Source organism: Metalysinibacillus jejuensis (genome assembly GCF_003057615.1).
Classification (GTDB): domain Bacteria; phylum Bacillota; class Bacilli; order Bacillales_A; family Planococcaceae; genus Metalysinibacillus; species Metalysinibacillus jejuensis.
The window spans coordinates 27000-43068 of sequence record NZ_QAFW01000020.1 but is presented as its reverse complement, the minus strand read 5'-3'; the positions used below and the strand labels follow the sequence as shown (position 1 = coordinate 43068).

General features: G+C 39.7%; 18 protein-coding genes. 14 read left to right on the top strand and 4 right to left on the bottom strand.

Annotated features, from left to right (window positions below):
- Positions 1-114: helix-turn-helix domain-containing protein (locus DDE80_RS08205; protein ID WP_153060878.1), on the bottom strand; the 114-nt coding region annotated here is incomplete at its 3' end.
- Between the two features lie 88 nt (positions 115-202).
- Between DDE80_RS08205 and DDE80_RS08200 the strand changes: the two genes are divergently transcribed.
- Positions 203-343 carry a ribbon-helix-helix domain-containing protein gene (locus DDE80_RS08200; protein WP_108306967.1) on the top strand — a complete coding sequence of 47 codons (141 nt, stop codon included), beginning with the start codon at positions 203-205 and terminating at the stop codon, positions 341-343.
- A gap of 327 nt (positions 344-670) precedes the next feature.
- Positions 671-1771 carry an S-layer homology domain-containing protein gene (locus DDE80_RS08195; RefSeq protein WP_108307183.1) on the top strand — a complete coding sequence of 367 codons (1101 nt, stop codon included), beginning with the start codon at positions 671-673 and terminating at the stop codon, positions 1769-1771.
- A gap of 45 nt (positions 1772-1816) precedes the next feature.
- On the opposite strand, the gene DDE80_RS08190 is transcribed toward DDE80_RS08195, so the two are convergent.
- Positions 1817-2704 (bottom strand): DUF1385 domain-containing protein, encoded by an 888-nt coding sequence (locus tag DDE80_RS08190; protein ID WP_427901801.1) that lies wholly within the window; start codon positions 2702-2704, stop codon positions 1817-1819.
- Between the two features lie 192 nt (positions 2705-2896).
- Between DDE80_RS08190 and aroQ the strand changes: the two genes are divergently transcribed.
- The 6 genes from aroQ to DDE80_RS08160 all read left to right on the top strand — a co-directional run bounded on the left by aroQ (position 2897) and on the right by DDE80_RS08160 (position 7786).
- Positions 2897-3340: a type II 3-dehydroquinate dehydratase gene (gene aroQ, locus DDE80_RS08185; protein ID WP_108307181.1), complete on the top strand. Its 444-nt coding sequence runs from the start codon at positions 2897-2899 to the stop codon at positions 3338-3340.
- Positions 3337-4395 (top strand): M24 family metallopeptidase, encoded by a 1059-nt coding sequence (locus DDE80_RS08180; RefSeq protein WP_108307180.1) that lies wholly within the window; start codon positions 3337-3339, stop codon positions 4393-4395. Before aroQ ends, DDE80_RS08180 begins: the two co-directional genes overlap by 4 nt.
- A gap of 15 nt (positions 4396-4410) precedes the next feature.
- Positions 4411-4968: an elongation factor P gene (gene efp, locus DDE80_RS08175; RefSeq protein ID WP_108307179.1), complete on the top strand. Its 558-nt coding sequence runs from the start codon at positions 4411-4413 to the stop codon at positions 4966-4968.
- A 442-nt stretch (positions 4969-5410) separates the two neighbouring features.
- On the top strand, positions 5411-5914 hold the full coding sequence (gene accB / locus DDE80_RS08170) for an acetyl-CoA carboxylase biotin carboxyl carrier protein (protein ID WP_108307178.1): 504 nt from the start codon (positions 5411-5413) through the stop codon (positions 5912-5914).
- Positions 5915-5928: 14 nt separating this feature from the next.
- Complete coding sequence (gene accC, locus DDE80_RS08165) at positions 5929-7281, top strand: acetyl-CoA carboxylase biotin carboxylase subunit (protein WP_108307177.1); 1353 nt, start codon at positions 5929-5931, stop codon at positions 7279-7281.
- 109 nt (positions 7282-7390) lie between these two features.
- Positions 7391-7786: an Asp23/Gls24 family envelope stress response protein gene (locus DDE80_RS08160; protein ID WP_108307176.1), complete on the top strand. Its 396-nt coding sequence runs from the start codon at positions 7391-7393 to the stop codon at positions 7784-7786.
- A gap of 51 nt (positions 7787-7837) precedes the next feature.
- On the opposite strand, the gene DDE80_RS08155 is transcribed toward DDE80_RS08160, so the two are convergent.
- Together DDE80_RS08155 and DDE80_RS08150 are read right to left on the bottom strand one after the other, a co-directional pair.
- Positions 7838-8692 (bottom strand): YitT family protein, encoded by an 855-nt coding sequence (locus DDE80_RS08155; RefSeq protein WP_108307175.1) that lies wholly within the window; start codon positions 8690-8692, stop codon positions 7838-7840.
- A 215-nt stretch (positions 8693-8907) separates the two neighbouring features.
- Positions 8908-10074, bottom strand: a complete 1167-nt coding sequence (locus tag DDE80_RS08150) for an MFS transporter (RefSeq protein ID WP_108307174.1) — start codon at positions 10072-10074, stop codon at positions 8908-8910.
- Positions 10075-10281: 207 nt separating this feature from the next.
- Between DDE80_RS08150 and nusB the strand changes: the two genes are divergently transcribed.
- The 6 genes from nusB to dxs all read left to right on the top strand — a co-directional run bounded on the left by nusB (position 10282) and on the right by dxs (position 16067).
- The gene (gene nusB, locus DDE80_RS08145) at positions 10282-10665 is read left to right on the top strand and encodes a transcription antitermination factor NusB (RefSeq protein WP_108307173.1); all 384 of its coding nucleotides are present in this window, start codon (positions 10282-10284) and stop codon (positions 10663-10665) included.
- A 26-nt stretch (positions 10666-10691) separates the two neighbouring features.
- Positions 10692-11540 (top strand): bifunctional methylenetetrahydrofolate dehydrogenase/methenyltetrahydrofolate cyclohydrolase FolD, encoded by an 849-nt coding sequence (gene folD, locus DDE80_RS08140; RefSeq protein ID WP_108307172.1) that lies wholly within the window; start codon positions 10692-10694, stop codon positions 11538-11540.
- Between the two features lie 55 nt (positions 11541-11595).
- A complete protein-coding gene (gene xseA / locus DDE80_RS08135; protein WP_108307171.1) occupies positions 11596-12942 on the top strand; it encodes an exodeoxyribonuclease VII large subunit in 1347 nt (448 codons plus the stop codon).
- Positions 12935-13153, top strand: coding sequence for an exodeoxyribonuclease VII small subunit (gene xseB, locus DDE80_RS08130; protein ID WP_108307170.1), 219 nt, complete (start codon positions 12935-12937; stop codon positions 13151-13153). The genes xseA and xseB overlap by 8 nt, the downstream gene beginning before the upstream one ends.
- 2 nt (positions 13154-13155) lie before the next feature.
- On the top strand, positions 13156-14031 hold the full coding sequence (locus tag DDE80_RS08125; protein WP_108307169.1) for a polyprenyl synthetase family protein: 876 nt from the start codon (positions 13156-13158) through the stop codon (positions 14029-14031).
- A 158-nt stretch (positions 14032-14189) separates the two neighbouring features.
- A complete protein-coding gene (gene dxs / locus DDE80_RS08120) occupies positions 14190-16067 on the top strand; it encodes a 1-deoxy-D-xylulose-5-phosphate synthase (RefSeq protein ID WP_108307168.1) in 1878 nt (625 codons plus the stop codon).
- Positions 16068-16069 lie beyond the last annotated feature (2 nt).

The window sequence follows — 16069 nt, the reverse complement described above, 5'->3', positions numbered from 1 at the left end:
CGCAAGCATCTTATTGTAGACAAGACGAACACAACCAAATGTTTTGGCTAATAATACTGCCTGTTCTCTGTTTGGTAGTAAACGGAATTTGAAAGCTTTGTTTTGTTTAGTCATATCAATTCACCTCGCTTTGTACGGAATAATATCGTATATATTGATTGTATCGTAGAAATACCGTACAATCAAGTGAGAGGTGATAATTTTGAAAGATAATAAAGAACGTGTAGAAATTCGTATGCCTAAATCAATTATCGAGAAATTAGATAAATACCAAGAAGAAAACGGACTGTCTACAAGAACAGCAACTATTCTCGAATTATTGCGAAAAGGCTTAGAAAAATAACGTTGGCTAAAGCCAACCGAAATTCATCTCCCACCCACTCATTGGTGCTATTCGCACCTTCACATTCCTTGAGGATGGGAGACTTCTTTCGGAAAGCCGTTAAAATCGAAAGTTTTGCTAGTCCATTTAAAATGGAATTAGTGTCTTTGGCTAAGTAAGAAGTAAGGAAGTGTCGTAATTTTTCAGACACTTCTTTTTTTCGTAATATAGTATATGTTTTGTTACGGCATTGTAATGTAATTGTAAGGAAGATGCGTTAGTCGGTAGAATTTTGTATGTTACGCTAGTTCAGTGAGTAAATAATTTAGTAAAAGGAGAGAAACACTCATGAAGAAACTAGTAGCTACTATCGCTGCTTTATTTTTAATGAGTACTTTCGCAATTACGGGCCACGCCCAAATGTTTAAAGATATTCCGAACGATAGTGATTCATTTTATGAAGTGAATTACTTAATTAATAAAGAAGTAATTAGTGGTTATAGTGATGGTACATTCCGTCCGACAGCGCTAATTCAAAAGCAACACATTGCGAAAATGCTCGTTCAAGCATTACAGTTACCGACTACAAACGTAACAAATCCGGGGTATGAAGATATTCCGACAGATTTCTTGTACTACAAGGAAATTGCGGCTGCACAAAATGCAGGGCTCTTTGATAAGGCAACAAACTTTGAACCAAAGTCTACAATAACACGTGCTGAAATGGCAGAAGTACTAGCGCGTGCTTATCAATTACGTGCACCAGAAAACTATGAAAACATATTTACAGATATTAATGCAGATACCAAAAGTTACGAGGCGATTTTAGCAATTGCCGAAGCAGGTATTACAATCGGTACACCTGATAAGGCAAATCCAGGCTACCGTTCATTTATGCCTAATAAAGAGTTAACGCGTATGCACTTTACTGCATTTTTAGCGCGTGCTATGACGTTACAACCTTATACATTTGCCTTACCACATCAAGCGCAACATACGTACGAAGTATTTATCCCGGCTGGCACGACACGTAATTTAGTTTATGAGGCAGCAGGTGATGTAACGTGGTCGGTTTCTAATTTAACGGATGGTTATTTATATGACATGTATAAAGAAGAAGAAACTGAGGACCGTTATGTGATGCACCCGACTACCGGAGATCAAAAATCACTCGTTATTCAAAAACCGATACGCATCGGTACACAACCTACAATAGAAGAAACAACAAATATGACAGTGACAATTATTTCTACAATGGCTAAAACTACGGTTAAAGGTAAAAGTTACGATAATTTAGTATTAGTTGAGCAATATGATCATGACACGAAAAATATTTACCATTACTTCTTTGCAAAAGATAAAGGATTAATTAAACAAGAGTTAGTTGCGATTGGCGAAAAGGCACAATTAACGCCTGAAATGACATTAGTGAAACAACTCGTAGAATAAAAATAAACCCCGACCGCTAAACAGCAAGTCGGGGTTTATTTTTGTTTAATCATGATGCAATGTCGGTATAATTTCTGGATGTTGCTCTACTTCAAGAAGTTTATTAAATGAAGCAATAGCTACTTCAACTTGATCATCTTGAGGTTCTTTTGTTGTTAACAGCTGTAGCCATAAACCAGGGTAGCCAAGGAAACGCAGTACAGGAATAGTACGCACTGCATTTGTCGCTTGTAGAACTTCGAAGGAAATACCAAGTACTACAGGGATGAGTAAAATGCGGTTAACGATACGGAACCAAAATGGATCCGTTGGTACGAAAAAGTAAACGAACATGCCTACGATGACAGTAAATAAAATAAAGCTACTACCACAACGATAATGTAGGCGAGATTGTGCTTGCACATTTTCGACGGTTAGTGGCAACTTAGCTTCATAACAATTAATTACTTTATGTTCAGCTCCATGATATTGAAACACGCGTTTAATTAACGGTGTCAAAGAAATAATATAGAGGTAACTAAGCAATAAAAGTAGTTTAAAGCCACTTTCTAATAAAATTTGACCCGTCTTACCAGGCACCCATGTCGCGAGCGCCTGTGCTAAAAATACAGGAACAAGCGTAAATACAAACTTACCAAATAAAAAAGATAATACGCCAACGATTGCTACGCCTAAAATCATTTGGAGTTTAGAGCCACTTTGCTCTTCCTCGACAACTTCCTCGCCTGGTGTTACGTCATAACGATCACCTGAGAATTGCATGTGGCGTGAACCAACGCCTGTTGATTCAATTATCGCAACAATACCACGAATGAAAGGGATTTTTTTTAGCTTTTGTAGCGCTGGTCGCACAGGTTTTTCATAATGATAGTAATCGACAGAATCGTCATTGCGACGAATGGCTGTCACGGTATGTTTTTTACCGCCAAACATTACGCCTTCTAATAATGCTTGACCGCCATAAATCGGTGTTTGATTGCTCAAACGAAAACACCACACTTCTTTAAAAAATTTTACAAACAATATGCTAAGTGTACTAAATTTTTAGCTAAAGCACTACTAATAAGTGCTTGTCGAAAAATTGTGATAAACTATAGCTAGGACAACGAAAAGGAGAATGCTAAGGTGAAGATTATGATTTTGAATGGCCCTAATTTAAATCGATTAGGGAAGCGAGAGCCTGAAATTTATGGTCATGAAACATTGCAAGATGTAGAGCATAAGCTTCTACAGCTCGCTAACAAACATGAAGTAACAATCGATTTTAGACAGTCCAATCATGAAGGTGAACTCGTAGATTGGTTGCACGAGGCTGCGGATAACGCTTACGAAGGTGTAGTCATCAACCCGGCAGCTTATACACATACGAGTGTAGCTTTACATGATGCAATTGCAGGGATTGATGTCCCAGTAATCGAAGTGCATATTTCTAATGTTCATAAGCGCGAGGCTTTTCGCCACCATTCGTATTTAGCACCGGCATGTATCGGTCAAATCGTTGGGCTTGGCACGTATGGCTATCAGCTAGCGTTGCAGACATTTATACAAAAGGGAGAATCATCACGATGAAATTAACTAAACTACGACAAGCATTGCAACAGTCATCACTTGACGCCCTACTCGTAACGAGCGAATTTAATCGTCGTTATATTACAGGTTTTACAGGTACGGCAGGTGTAGCATTAGTAACGAAAGAAGACGCAGTGTTTATTACGGACTTCCGTTATACGTCACAAGCAAACGATCAAGTAGAAGGTTTTCGTGTCGTGCAACATAGCGGCTCGTTAATAAAAGAAGTCGCTACTCAAGTGGAAAAATTAGGCGTAAAGACGCTCGGGTTTGAACAAGATGCGATGACATTTGCAGAATATGAGCAGTATAAGGAAAATGTATCGTCACAATTCGTACCGACTTCAGGTATTATTGAAAAAATTCGCTTGATTAAGACGCCACAAGAGATTACTATTATTAAGGCTGCATGTGCGATTGCGGATGATGCATTCACACATATCCTTAACTTTATCGAGCCTGGTAAAACAGAGCTTGAAGTAGCGAATGAACTAGAGTTCTTTATGCGTAAACAGGGCGCTACGTCATCTTCATTCGATACGATTGTAGCATCGGGCTTACGTTCGGCTTTGCCGCACGGCGTAGCAACGAATAAAGTCATTGAAAAAGGCGATTTTGTAACATTAGATTACGGTGCACTGTATAATGGTTATATTTCAGATATGACACGTACCATTGCGGTAGGTGAGCCATCTGAAAAGCTAGTGGACATGTATAATGCCGTCCTAGCATCACAATTACTAGCACTTGAAAAAGTAGGGCCAAATATGACCGGTAAAGAAGCCGATGCTATCGCGCGCGATTACCTAACAGCACAAGGTTACGGCGAAGCGTTTGGTCACTCGTTAGGGCACGGTATTGGTTTAGAAGTGCACGAGGCACCTAGTCTTTCGGTGCGTGGCGAAACCGTATTAGAGCCAAACATGACCGTTACGCTTGAGCCGGGTGTTTATCTACCAGGTATCGGTGGTGTACGTATTGAAGATGATATTTTAATTACTGCAACAGGTAATGAAAAACTTACGCATTCAACAAAAGAACTTATTATTTTATAATTTGGAGGAATAAAAATGATTTCAGTAAACGATTTTCGTACAGGTTTAACGGTATTAATTGATGGTCAACTTTACCGTGTAATGGACTTCCAACACGTAAAGCCAGGTAAAGGCGCTGCTTTCGTACGTTCTAAATTACGTAACCTACGTAACGGTTCAGTAAACGAAAAAACGTTCCGCGCTGGTGAAAAAGTAGAAAAAGCACAAATTGACAACCGTAAAATGCAATACCTATATGCACAAGGTACAGACCATGTATTTATGGACTTAGAGTCTTATGAGCAAATCGAATTACCAGAAAAACAAATCGAATATGAACTACAATTCTTAAAAGAAAACATGGAAGTTCATATCCAATCATACCAAGCTGAAGTATTAGGAGTGGAATTACCGACGACTGTTGAGCTAGAAGTAGCTGAAACAGAACCAGGTATTAAAGGCGACACTGCTTCAGGTGGTTCTAAGCCGGCTAAATTAGAAACAGGTTTAGTGGTACAAGTTCCATTTTTCGTTAACGCAGGAGATAAGTTAATTATTAACACATCAGACGCATCATATAGCTCACGCGCATAAAAACCAAAAGGCTCTGCATAAAATTGCAGAGCCTTTTGTATGTTTATTATAGAAAGATAACAGTTTTTCACCTTGATAGAGCATAGTTTGCCTTCAATTCGAAATATTTTACAAATAAGTTGTCTGAATACATTGATAAAATTGTTAATACAGCGTAAAATGAATGTTAATGTCTGAATCTTATAGCAAAGGTACAAGGGAATAGAAAAGTGAGTAATCACACGTAACTGGGGTGTTTTGAGTAAAGGTTAAAACGAAAAAGGTTAACGCTTTTACGAACGTGTTATATAGCAGAAAAGCAAGGTGTGCTAGTTATTTGTAGCAGATGTGGTCTTTTTTGATTAGATATACTTATTTTTCATTTAACTATTTCAAATTGTATGAAAAAACTATAGAATAGACATTGTAAGTAATAGATTTTATTCAATAAGGAGAGTTAGCAATGTTCAAAATCCAAGAAATCCGTGAAATTATCAAGTTAGTTGACGCATCAACAATCGACGAGTTCGTTTATGAAGTAAAAGATGCAAAAGTTAAATTAAAGAAAAATGCTGGTGTAGTAGTAACTGATGTAACACCGGTTAAAAAAGAAATAGCAGCTCCTGTTGTACAACAAGCACCTGCGGCTCCAGCAGCGCCAGCGGCAACACCAGCTCCAGCAAAAGAAGAAGCACCAGCGGCGGCGCCAGTTAATGATGATCCATCATTACATAAAATCACTTCGCCAATGGTAGGTACTTTCTATGCAGCGCCAAACCCTGAATCAGACCCTTATGTAGCAGTAGGCGACAAAGTAGACGACGAAAAAATCGTTTGTATCGTTGAAGCAATGAAATTATTCAACGAAATTGAAGCTGAAGTTACAGGTGAAATCGTAGAGATTCTTGTAAAAGATGGCGACTTAGTGGAATATGGTCAACCATTATTCCTTGTAAAAGCTGAGTAAGGAGTGCATATATAATGAAAAAGGTTTTAATTGCCAACCGCGGTGAAATCGCTGTTCGTATCGTTCGTGCTTGTAAAGAGCTAGGCATTAAATCTGTTGCTGTATACTCAGAAGCAGACGCTGAAGCTTTGCACGTAAAGTTAGCAGACGAAGCATACTGCATCGGTCCTAAATTATCTAAAGATTCATATTTAAATATGAATGCATTACTAAGCGTCGCTGAAAAAACTGGCGCTGACGGCATTCACCCAGGTTACGGTTTCGTAGCTGAAAACGCAGATTTCGCTGAAGCATGTGAAGACGCAAACATTAAATTTATCGGACCATCATCAGATTCGATTAAAGTAATGGGTATTAAAGACGTTGCACGTGACACAATGGAAAAAGCGGGTGTACCATTAGTACCTGGTACTGGTATCGTTCCTGATATCGAAACAGGCGTTAAATGGGCGCATGAAATCGGCTTCCCAGTTATCATCAAAGCAACAGCTGGTGGTGGCGGTAAAGGTATCCGCGTAGCGCGTACTGAAGAAGATTTACGTAAAGGTATCGATATTACACAAAAAGAAGCGGCTGCAGCATTTGGTAACCCAGGCGTTTACTTAGAGAAATTTATCGAATACTTCCGTCACTGTGAAATCCAAGTGCTAGCTGATAGCTTTGGTAACACAATTCACTTAGGTGAGCGTGACTGTACGGTACAACGCCGTATGCAAAAATTAGTTGAGGAGGCACCATCTCCTGCATTATCTGAAGAGCGTCGTCGCGAAATGGGTGAGGCAGCAGTTACAGCAGCTAAAGCTTGTAACTATGAGGGTGCTGGTACGATTGAGTTCATCTATGATTACCAAGCAGATAAGTTCTACTTCATGGAAATGAACACACGTATCCAAGTTGAACACCCAGTAACAGAAATGATTACGGGCGTTGACCTAGTACAACAACAATTAAAAATTGCTTCAGGTGAGAAATTACCGTATACGCAAGAAGATATTAAAATTAATGGTTGGGCAATTGAATGTCGTATTAATGCTGAGAATGCTTATAAAAACTTCATGCCTTCAGCGGGTAAAGTAACAGATTACCTAGCGCCTGGTGGCTATGGTGTACGTGTAGACTCTGCGGTATACCCAGGTTATTCAATCCCTCCTTACTATGATTCAATGGTAGCGAAATTAATTGTACATGCTGACACACGTGAAGAAGCTATTGCACGTATGAACCGTGCACTTAGCGAGTTCCAAGTAGACGGCGTGCATACAACAATTCCATTCCATGAAGCGTTAATGAATAATGAAGTTTTCCAATCAGCGAAATTCAATACGAAATTCCTAGAAGAAAACGACATTTTACACGTGAAAAAATAAGTTTTTTACCTGTCGCAGCTTGCGGCAGGTTTTTTTGTCTTATGTTAAGAAAGTATAGTATAATGAAAAGCAGAAGTAACGTGTTTGTTATAAGGAAAGGATGATTGAAATGGCTGAAAAAGCAGGGCAATCTTTCGTACAACCGACACCGTCGGGCAAAGAAGAACTAGGTAAAATTGAAATGGCAGCAGAAGTGCTAGAAGTCGTAGCGGGTATTGCAGCTACGGAAGTGGAAGGCATTGCAGCAACTCGTGGTAATTTTGCATCTGGCGTAGTAGAGCGCTTTGGTAAAAAGGTACACAATAAGGGAATTAAATCAGGCGTTGCCGAAAACGGCGATATTATTATAGATGTCTATTGCTCTGTAAAATATGGGTATGCAATCCCTAAAGTAGCGAAAGAAATGCAGTCGCAAATTCGCCAAGCCATTCATAATATGGCTGCTATTGAAACAGCAGAAGTAAATGTGCATATTACAGATATCGAATTTGAAGTAGCAGAATAAGCAAGGTTTTAAAAAGTGCCATGGGTGTGAAGAGCCCAGGCACTTTTATTTTTAAATTTTTGCTTTAGAAAAGCCGCGGCCTAAAATTTCAGAAGCATTTAAGAAAATGACAAAAGAGTTGGGCTCTTCGTTAGTAATAATTTGTTTGAAATAAATAGCTTCAGCTTGCTCCATTACACAGAGCAACAAGGCGCGTTCTTTTTTAGAAAAAGCCCCGAATGACTGAACTTGTGTCACACCACGCTCGACATGTTCATAAATAAGTGATGTTACGCGTGTTTCATTATCTGTAATAATAAGCACAAGTTTATTATCACCAGTTTGTAATTGCACAAAATCAATAACTTTGCTTGTGACAAAAATCGAAATAAGGGCATAGAGCGCTAGTTCAAAGCTGAAAACGAAGGCGCTCGCTACTACAACGAAGCCATCAACGATGAGTTGTGAGAAACCACTTGAAATATTAGCATACTTTTTTAAAATTTGAGCGAGTGCTGCTGTGCCTCCCGTAGAACCACCACCACGGTAGACGAGGCCGAGGCCGACGCCCAACACAATACCACCATAAATAGAAGATAGGAAAGGATCGTGTGAACCTTTTTGCACTAACGCTTCCGTTAAAAATATGGTGAAAGGTACCATCATTGTACCGAGTAAAGTTTTATAGCTAAAATCTTTACCAAGTGCTAAAAAACCAACGACAAATAACGGTAAATTAATAATTGTTTGAACAAGTGCTGGTTTTGTTCCGTATAGTTCATAAAGGATTGTACTAATACCGGACACGCCACCTGCCGCTAATTGGGCTGGGAGTAAAAAGACGTTATAAGCAATGCCGACTAACATTGCTCCCATAATAATAAAGACATAGTTGAGTACGTTGCTTGGCTGTTTTAAATTGGGCATGATGTAAATTTCCTCTCTCTGTATTCAATTGTATTAGTATAACAAGCTTTAAGGAGCGATAGGCGGAAATAGTGAAAATAGCTAGCCTAGTAGTACACTACTATAATGAATTAGTAAGGCAACAGCAAATGCTGGTATTTGTTGTTAGAAGGAGACGTTGATGCGCCAAATAAAAACGATGCTAGACCGTTTGCATTGGTCTAACATCGTCTATTTTAATATTGCGGTTTCTTCCAAAACATTGCGATACCAAGTCCTATAAGCAATGTTAATGTGGCGAAATAGTAAGGGTAATCATAGTTAATATCAAATAAATAACCACCTAATACCGGTCCGAAAATATTACCTAAGCTTGTAAACATGGAGTTCATCCCGCCAACAAAACCTTGTTCATTGCCTGCTACGTTTGATAAATAAGAGGTGACGGCAGGGCGAATTAAATCAAAGCCAATAAAAATAATAAAAGTAACGAATAAAATCATAAAGTAAGATGATACTACTGTCATGGCGAAGGCTAAAATAGCAGACAATAGTAAGGCGATGCGAATAACGTTAATTTCACCGAGTCGCTTAACGAGTGGATCGAGTAAAACGACTTGAGCGATAGCACCTACGATAGCGCCCCCCGTAATAACAATCGCGATATCTTTTGGTGTAAAACCAAACTTATGATCTACAAATAAACTAAATAAAGATTCAAAAGCAGATAAGCCAAATGTAGATACAAAAATTACGACAAAAGCAATAAAATAAAGCGGATGGAACACGCGTTGTAAGCCTTTGCGTTCTTTATCATCTTTACGCGCAGGAATTTCTTCCGTTGAGCGTTCAGGCTCTTGTAGCAACCAAAGAGAGAGCAATGCTGCAACAGCGCCTAATACCCCAGCTGTATAAAAAGGTACACGTGTACCAATCTCAGCTAAAAATCCACCGAAACCAGGCCCTATAATAAATCCTGTATTAATAGAAGCTGACATATAACCGAGCGCTTTTGGACGTGTAGCCATCGTAGTAATATCAGCTATGAAAGCTGTGACAGCAGGCATAATAAAAGCTGCACTAAAGCCACCCATTGCGCGAGAGATAAATAATACTTCGACAGATTTACCTAAACCGAATAAAAATTCGGAAACACCAAAGATAAATAAACCTATAACAATCATCGGTTTACGACCGATTTTATCTACCCATTGACCAGAAAATGGGGAAACAATTAACTGTACAATAGCGAATGTAGCGACCATATAGCCGACCACCGTACCGCTAATTTGCAATTCATTCATAATTGTTGGTAATACCGGGATGACAAGTCCGATACCTAAAAAGGCAATAAAGAGATTTGTCAGTAAAATGGCCAGTGTAATTTTTTTGTTTTTTGACATAGTTGTTAGCCCCTTAGCGTAAAAAAATACCCAAAACGATTGTTTAGGGCAAAATCATCTTTTGATTATAGCACGGGTGTAGCGATAACTAAAATTTTTTCCTACAAAACGTGAAAAAACAACGAAAATATGTAAGCGACGGTGTGTATTACGCTAAAATATGCTATGATAAATTTTAATGCTATAAGTAGAAGGAGTACGCCTATTATGAAACGACGTGAAGCGCGTGAGAAAGCGCTACAAGCACTGTTTCAACTCGAAAATACCGAAGTAACAGTAGATGAAGCTGTTACGCATATTATTGAGTCTGATAAACGCAATGAATTTTTTGAGCGTTTAGTATATGAAACAACAGAGCACCAACAAGAAATTGATGAAAAAATCGCAGCGCACTTAGAGAACTGGTCTTTTGAGCGCTTACCGAAAGTAGAAAAGACCGTACTACGTCTAGCGGTGTTTGAACTTCTTTATATGGAAGAGACACCAAAAAATGTAGTCGTAAATGAAGCAATTGAGTTATGTAAAACATTCTCGGATGATAAAGCAGCAAAATTCGTGAATGGTGTATTATCGAATATGGTTCAATCGTAAACGTTACGGAAGGGGATTTCATACAAATGTCAAAGATCATTAATGGTAAAGAGATTGGTCAACAAATTCGTGAGGATGTTGCGAAGCGTGTAGAAGCGGTTAAAGCTAAAGGTGTTACACCAGGCTTAGCGGTTATTTTAGTAGGGGACAACCCTGCGTCTAAAACGTATGTTGCTAACAAGCAAAAATCATGTGCAGCAATAGGTGTACACTCTGAGTTAATTAAACTTCCTTCAACAACGACAGAGCAACAACTTGTTGAAGAAATTGCTAAATTAAATGATGCACCACATATCCACGGTATACTCGTACAGTTACCGCTACCAAAACATATTGATGAGGATACAATTATCGCAGCAATAGCGCCAGCGAAAGATGTTGACGGCTTTTCGCCAGTAAGTGTAGGTAAAATGATGCTTGGTCAAGACACATTTTTACCATGTACACCATATGGCGTAATGAAATTGCTTGAATATAGCGGTGTAGAAATTGCAGGTAAGCATGCAGTTGTAGTTGGACGTAGCCATATTGTAGGTAAACCTATGGGACAATTACTCCTACAAAAAGATGCTACAGTTACGTATACACACTCTAAAACGCCTGATTTACCAGCGATGACAAAACAGGCAGATATTATTATTGCTGCAGTAGGCCGTCCAAACTTTATTACAAAAGAGCATGTTAAAGAAGGTGCTGTAGTAATTGACGTTGGTATTAACCGTAACGAAGAAAATAAACTATGCGGTGACGTAGACTTCGCATCAGTAGAGCCAATCGTAAGTAAAATTACGCCAGTTCCAGGTGGCGTAGGCCCGATGACGATTACGATGCTACTAGAAAATACAGTGAAATCGGCAGAAAATACGTTAAAGTAATAAGGGAAAAGCTGTCTGAACTCGTTTCAGTCAGCTTTTTTTTAGGAGGGTTGATATGCCATCATATTTAACGGTACAAGCATTAACACAGTATATTAAGCGTAAATTTGATGTGGATCCACACTTGAGAAAAGTGTATGTTCAGGGAGAGTTATCAAATGTTAAACACCATCCATCAGGTCACATTTATTTTGTGCTGAAAGACGGCAAAAGCCAAATTTCGGCAGTAATGTTCAAAAAACAAGCGAGCCAATTAGTATTTCGTCCTGAATCAGGGATGAAAGTATTTATTTGCGGTGATGTGACGGTTTATGAAAATTATGGTAGTTACCAATTGTATGCAAACGAAATGCTACCTGATGGCGCAGGTGCTTTATTTATTGCGTTTCAGCAATTGCAACAGCGCCTACAACAGGAAGGGCTATTTAATATTTCATTTAAACAAGCGATACCAAAATACCCAAAAGCTATCGGTGTTGTAACTGCGCCTACAGGAGCCGCAGTACGAGACATTTGTACAACATTGCAACGACGTTATCCGCAAGCAGCGGTTTTTATTTATCCCGCGGTAGTACAAGGCAAACAAGCTGCGCCAAACATTGTTGAAAAAATTAAGCAAGCTAATGATGAAAAGCGCGTCGATGTATTGATTGTCGGGCGAGGTGGCGGTTCTATTGAAGATTTATGGGCCTTTAACGAAGAAAATGTAGCGCGTGCTATTTTTGAAAGTAAAATACCTATTATTAGCGCTGTCGGTCACGAAACAGACACGACGATTGCAGACTTTGTGGCAGATTTACGAGCTCCGACACCAACTGCAGCAGCCGAACTTGCAACGCCAGATTATAAAGATTTACAAGCGATGTTACGACAAATAGAGGCCCGCTTAAGTGTGATGATGCGACAGCGACTCACTGAAAAAGGGAGACAGCTTCAAGCGCTACAGCAGTCGTATATTTTACAAGATTTTACGCGAGTAATACGCCCCTTTGTGGAACGTTTAAGTTATGCTGAGCAACGTTTGCCACAAGTGATGCAACTAACAATTTGGCAACATAAACAAACGTTACAACAGTTGCTTAATCGCTTACAACCGTATGAGCCGCGTCAAAAGTTGCAAGCAGAACAGCTTCATCTGTTACGTTTACAGGAGCGGCTAACGCGTGCGGTAGATGTAACGCTTCAACAGGCAAAAGAGCGTTTGACGTATAACGCCCGTACATTGGGCGTACTTAACCCGCTACAGACGATAGGACGCGGCTTTCAGTTAACTTATAAAGAAGAGACGCCTATAACTTCGGTCGCTCAACTAGCACTAAAAGATGAAATTCGTGTACAATTTAAAGATGGTCATATTAAAGCGACTATTACGGAAATCGTAAGGGGGAAAGACGATGAGTGAATCAGTAACTTTTTCGAATGCACTCGCCTCATTGGAGGAAGTTGTTCGACAGTTAGAGAGTGGAGAGGCCTCATTAGAAGAAGCCGTAGCCTTATATAGTAAAGGTATGCAATTAGCGCAAGTTTGCCAAGAAAAATTGCAAGTAGCAGAAAATCAAGTAGCAAAAATTATTGATGATAACGGACAGGTACAAGCATTTAAGGAGGAGTAAGAATGGCACTGCGTGAATTTATGGCACAGCAATTACCTATTTTTGAACAAAAAATGTATGAGCAAGTAGAAAAACTAACGATTCCTAAAAACTTAAAAGCGTCGATGCTCTATTCGCTAAAAGCAGGGGGCAAGCGCATTCGCCCACTATTTGTATTGGCGGTATTGGACTTATTTAAAAAACCACTGGCGCCTGGTTATGACGTAGGGGCAGCGCTTGAAATGACACATACGTATTCATTAATACATGACGATTTACCGAGTATGGATGATGATGATTTGCGCCGTGGTAAACCGACGAATCATATCGTTTTTGGTGAGGCATTGGCAGTTTTGGCAGGTGACGCACTTAATACACTAAGCTTTGGCGTACTAGTGAATACGGAAGTAACAGCGGAAAAAAAGGTGGAGCTTATTCAGCTTTTCCATCAAGCTTCAGGTGCTGAAGGTATGGTTGGTGGACAAGTATTAGATATCGAAGGTGAAGAGAAACAACTGACATTAGCTGAGTTAGAAGAAGTGCATGTTAATAAGACCGGCGCGCTTTTACGTTTTGGCATTGAAGCAGGTGCAGTACTTGCTGATGCAACAGCTGAAGAGCGTGCGGCACTGAATGAGTATGCTTACCATATCGGCTTAGCATTCCAAATTAAAGATGATATTTTAGATGTGGAAGGTACGTCAGAAGAGCTTGGCAAAACAGCAGGTAAAGACGAAGCGAGCGATAAAAGTACATATCCCGCTTTATTAACGCTTGAAGGAGCGCATGAAAAGTTACAGGAACACTATAATTTAGCAGTAGCCGCTTTAGAAACTGTTAGCAAAGAAGCGACATTATTAAAAGAAATCGCGCATTATATTGTACACCGAAATAAATAATTGTTATAAAACACGTGCTTTAGTGTGAGACTATGCTAAAATATGTGAGTATATCAATGCGTAAAAAAACGAATGTGTTTTGTTTTGTGCATGACACTTACACTGTTATAATGTTGAAAACAACGGTGAATACATTTATGAAAAGGTGTGTGAGGAAGGTGGATTTAACTACGATTACTAGTCCATCCTTTTTGAAAGATTTATCGAATAAGGAACTAGAAGCATTAGCTCAGGATATTCGTACGTTTTTAATTGAGAAATGTGCACAAACAGGAGGGCATATTGGACCTAACTTAGGTGTAGTAGAGCTAACGTTAATGTTGCACAAAATGTTTGATAGCCCGAAAGATAAATTTTTATGGGATGTTGGCCACCAAGCTTACGTGCATAAAATTTTAACAGGTCGTGCGAGTCAATTTGACACACTTCGTCAGTTCAAAGGGCTTTGTGGTTTTCCAAAGCTTGTAGAGAGTGAACATGACGAATGGGAAACAGGTCACAGCTCAACGTCTCTGTCTGCTGCTATGGGTATGGCAGCCGCACGTGATATGAAAAATGAAAATAACTATGTCGTGCCAATTATTGGTGACGGAGCGCTAACGGGTGGTATGGCGCTTGAAGCGCTAAATCATATTGGCCACGCACAAACGAATATGACAGTTATTTTAAATGATAATGAGATGTCCATAGCGCCGAATGTCGGTGCGCTACACAGTATTTTAGGGCGCTTGCGTACAGCGAAAGAGTATGCAAGAGCAAAGGAAGATATGGAATCGTTAATTAATAAAATTCCTGTAGTAGGCGGTAAGCTAGCTGCTACAGCAGAGCGTGTGAAAGATAGCTTGAAATATTTAGTCGTGTCAGGCGTATTTTTTGAGGAGATGGGCTTTAAATATTTAGGTCCTATCGATGGGCACGATTTTGAAGCGCTCGAAACTAACCTTCGCTATGCCAAAGAAGCGAAAGGTCCTGTATTAGTACACGTTATTACGAAAAAGGGTAAAGGCTATAAGCCAGCTGAAGAAGATACCGTTGGCACATGGCATGGCACCGGTCCTTATAAAATGGAAACAGGCGCATTTGTTAAATCCGCAGTTAAAGGTCCAGCTTGGAGTAGCTTAATTGCTGACACCGTAACCAAGCTTGCCGAAACGGATAAGCGTATTGCGACAATTACACCTGCAATGCCTGTTGGCTCTAAGCTAGAAGGTTTTGCGAAAGCGTATCCAAACCGCTTCTTTGATGTAGGTATTGCTGAACAGCATGCTGCAACAATGGCAGCAGGTATGGCAACACAACAGATGAAGCCTTTTTTAGCAATTTACTCAACTTTCTTACAGCGTGCGTATGATCAAGTACTACATGATATTGCACGTCCTAACTTAAATGTTTTTATTGGCATTGACCGCGCAGGTTTAGTAGGCGCGGACGGTGAAACACACCAAGGTGTGTTCGACATTGCCTTCTTACGTCATTTACCAAATATGGTCATTATGATGCCTAAAGACGAAAATGAAGGCCAGCACATGGTAAAAACAGCACTTGATTATAATGATGGTCCAATTGCCTTGCGTTACCCACGTGGTAATGGTTTAGGCGTACCGATGGACAAAACACTTCAAGCATTACCTATTGGTAGTTGGGAAGTGTTGCGTGAAGGTGAGGATGCAAGTATTTTGACATTCGGCACAACGATCCCAATGGCTATGGAAGCAGCCGAAGCATTAGCTACCCAAGGCATTGAGGTAGAAGTAGTGAACGCACGCTTTATTAAACCGATGGACGAAGCTATGCTACACCGCATTATGCAAAGTGGTAAACCTGTCCTTACAATAGAGGAAGCCGTACTTGCGGGAGGCTTTGGTAGCGGCGTATTAGAGTTCGCAAGTGACCATAACTACCATAATGACATTGAACGTATCGGTATACCTGACGCGTTTATTGAACACGGTAGTGTAAATGAATTATTAGCTGAAATTCATGTAACAACAGAAGAAACGATTGCACGGATTCAAAAGCTCGTGCAACAGAAGTAGGT

Coding starts and splice junctions, on each gene's coding strand:
- DDE80_RS08195 (WP_108307183.1), top strand. CDS start 671: ATGAAGAAACTAGTAGCTACTATCGCTGCTTTATTTTTAATGAGTACT.
- DDE80_RS08190 (WP_427901801.1), bottom strand. CDS start 2,704: ATGTTTGGCGGTAAAAAACATACCGTGACAGCCATTCGTCGCAATGAC.
- DDE80_RS08180 (WP_108307180.1), top strand. CDS start 3,337: ATGAAATTAACTAAACTACGACAAGCATTGCAACAGTCATCACTTGAC.
- efp (WP_108307179.1), top strand. CDS start 4,411: ATGATTTCAGTAAACGATTTTCGTACAGGTTTAACGGTATTAATTGAT.
- accB (WP_108307178.1), top strand. CDS start 5,411: ATGTTCAAAATCCAAGAAATCCGTGAAATTATCAAGTTAGTTGACGCA.
- accC (WP_108307177.1), top strand. CDS start 5,929: ATGAAAAAGGTTTTAATTGCCAACCGCGGTGAAATCGCTGTTCGTATC.
- DDE80_RS08160 (WP_108307176.1), top strand. CDS start 7,391: ATGGCTGAAAAAGCAGGGCAATCTTTCGTACAACCGACACCGTCGGGC.
- DDE80_RS08155 (WP_108307175.1), bottom strand. CDS start 8,692: ATGCCCAATTTAAAACAGCCAAGCAACGTACTCAACTATGTCTTTATT.
- DDE80_RS08150 (WP_108307174.1), bottom strand. CDS start 10,074: ATGTCAAAAAACAAAAAAATTACACTGGCCATTTTACTGACAAATCTC.
- nusB (WP_108307173.1), top strand. CDS start 10,282: ATGAAACGACGTGAAGCGCGTGAGAAAGCGCTACAAGCACTGTTTCAA.
- folD (WP_108307172.1), top strand. CDS start 10,692: ATGTCAAAGATCATTAATGGTAAAGAGATTGGTCAACAAATTCGTGAG.
- xseA (WP_108307171.1), top strand. CDS start 11,596: ATGCCATCATATTTAACGGTACAAGCATTAACACAGTATATTAAGCGT.
- xseB (WP_108307170.1), top strand. CDS start 12,935: ATGAGTGAATCAGTAACTTTTTCGAATGCACTCGCCTCATTGGAGGAA.
- DDE80_RS08125 (WP_108307169.1), top strand. CDS start 13,156: ATGGCACTGCGTGAATTTATGGCACAGCAATTACCTATTTTTGAACAA.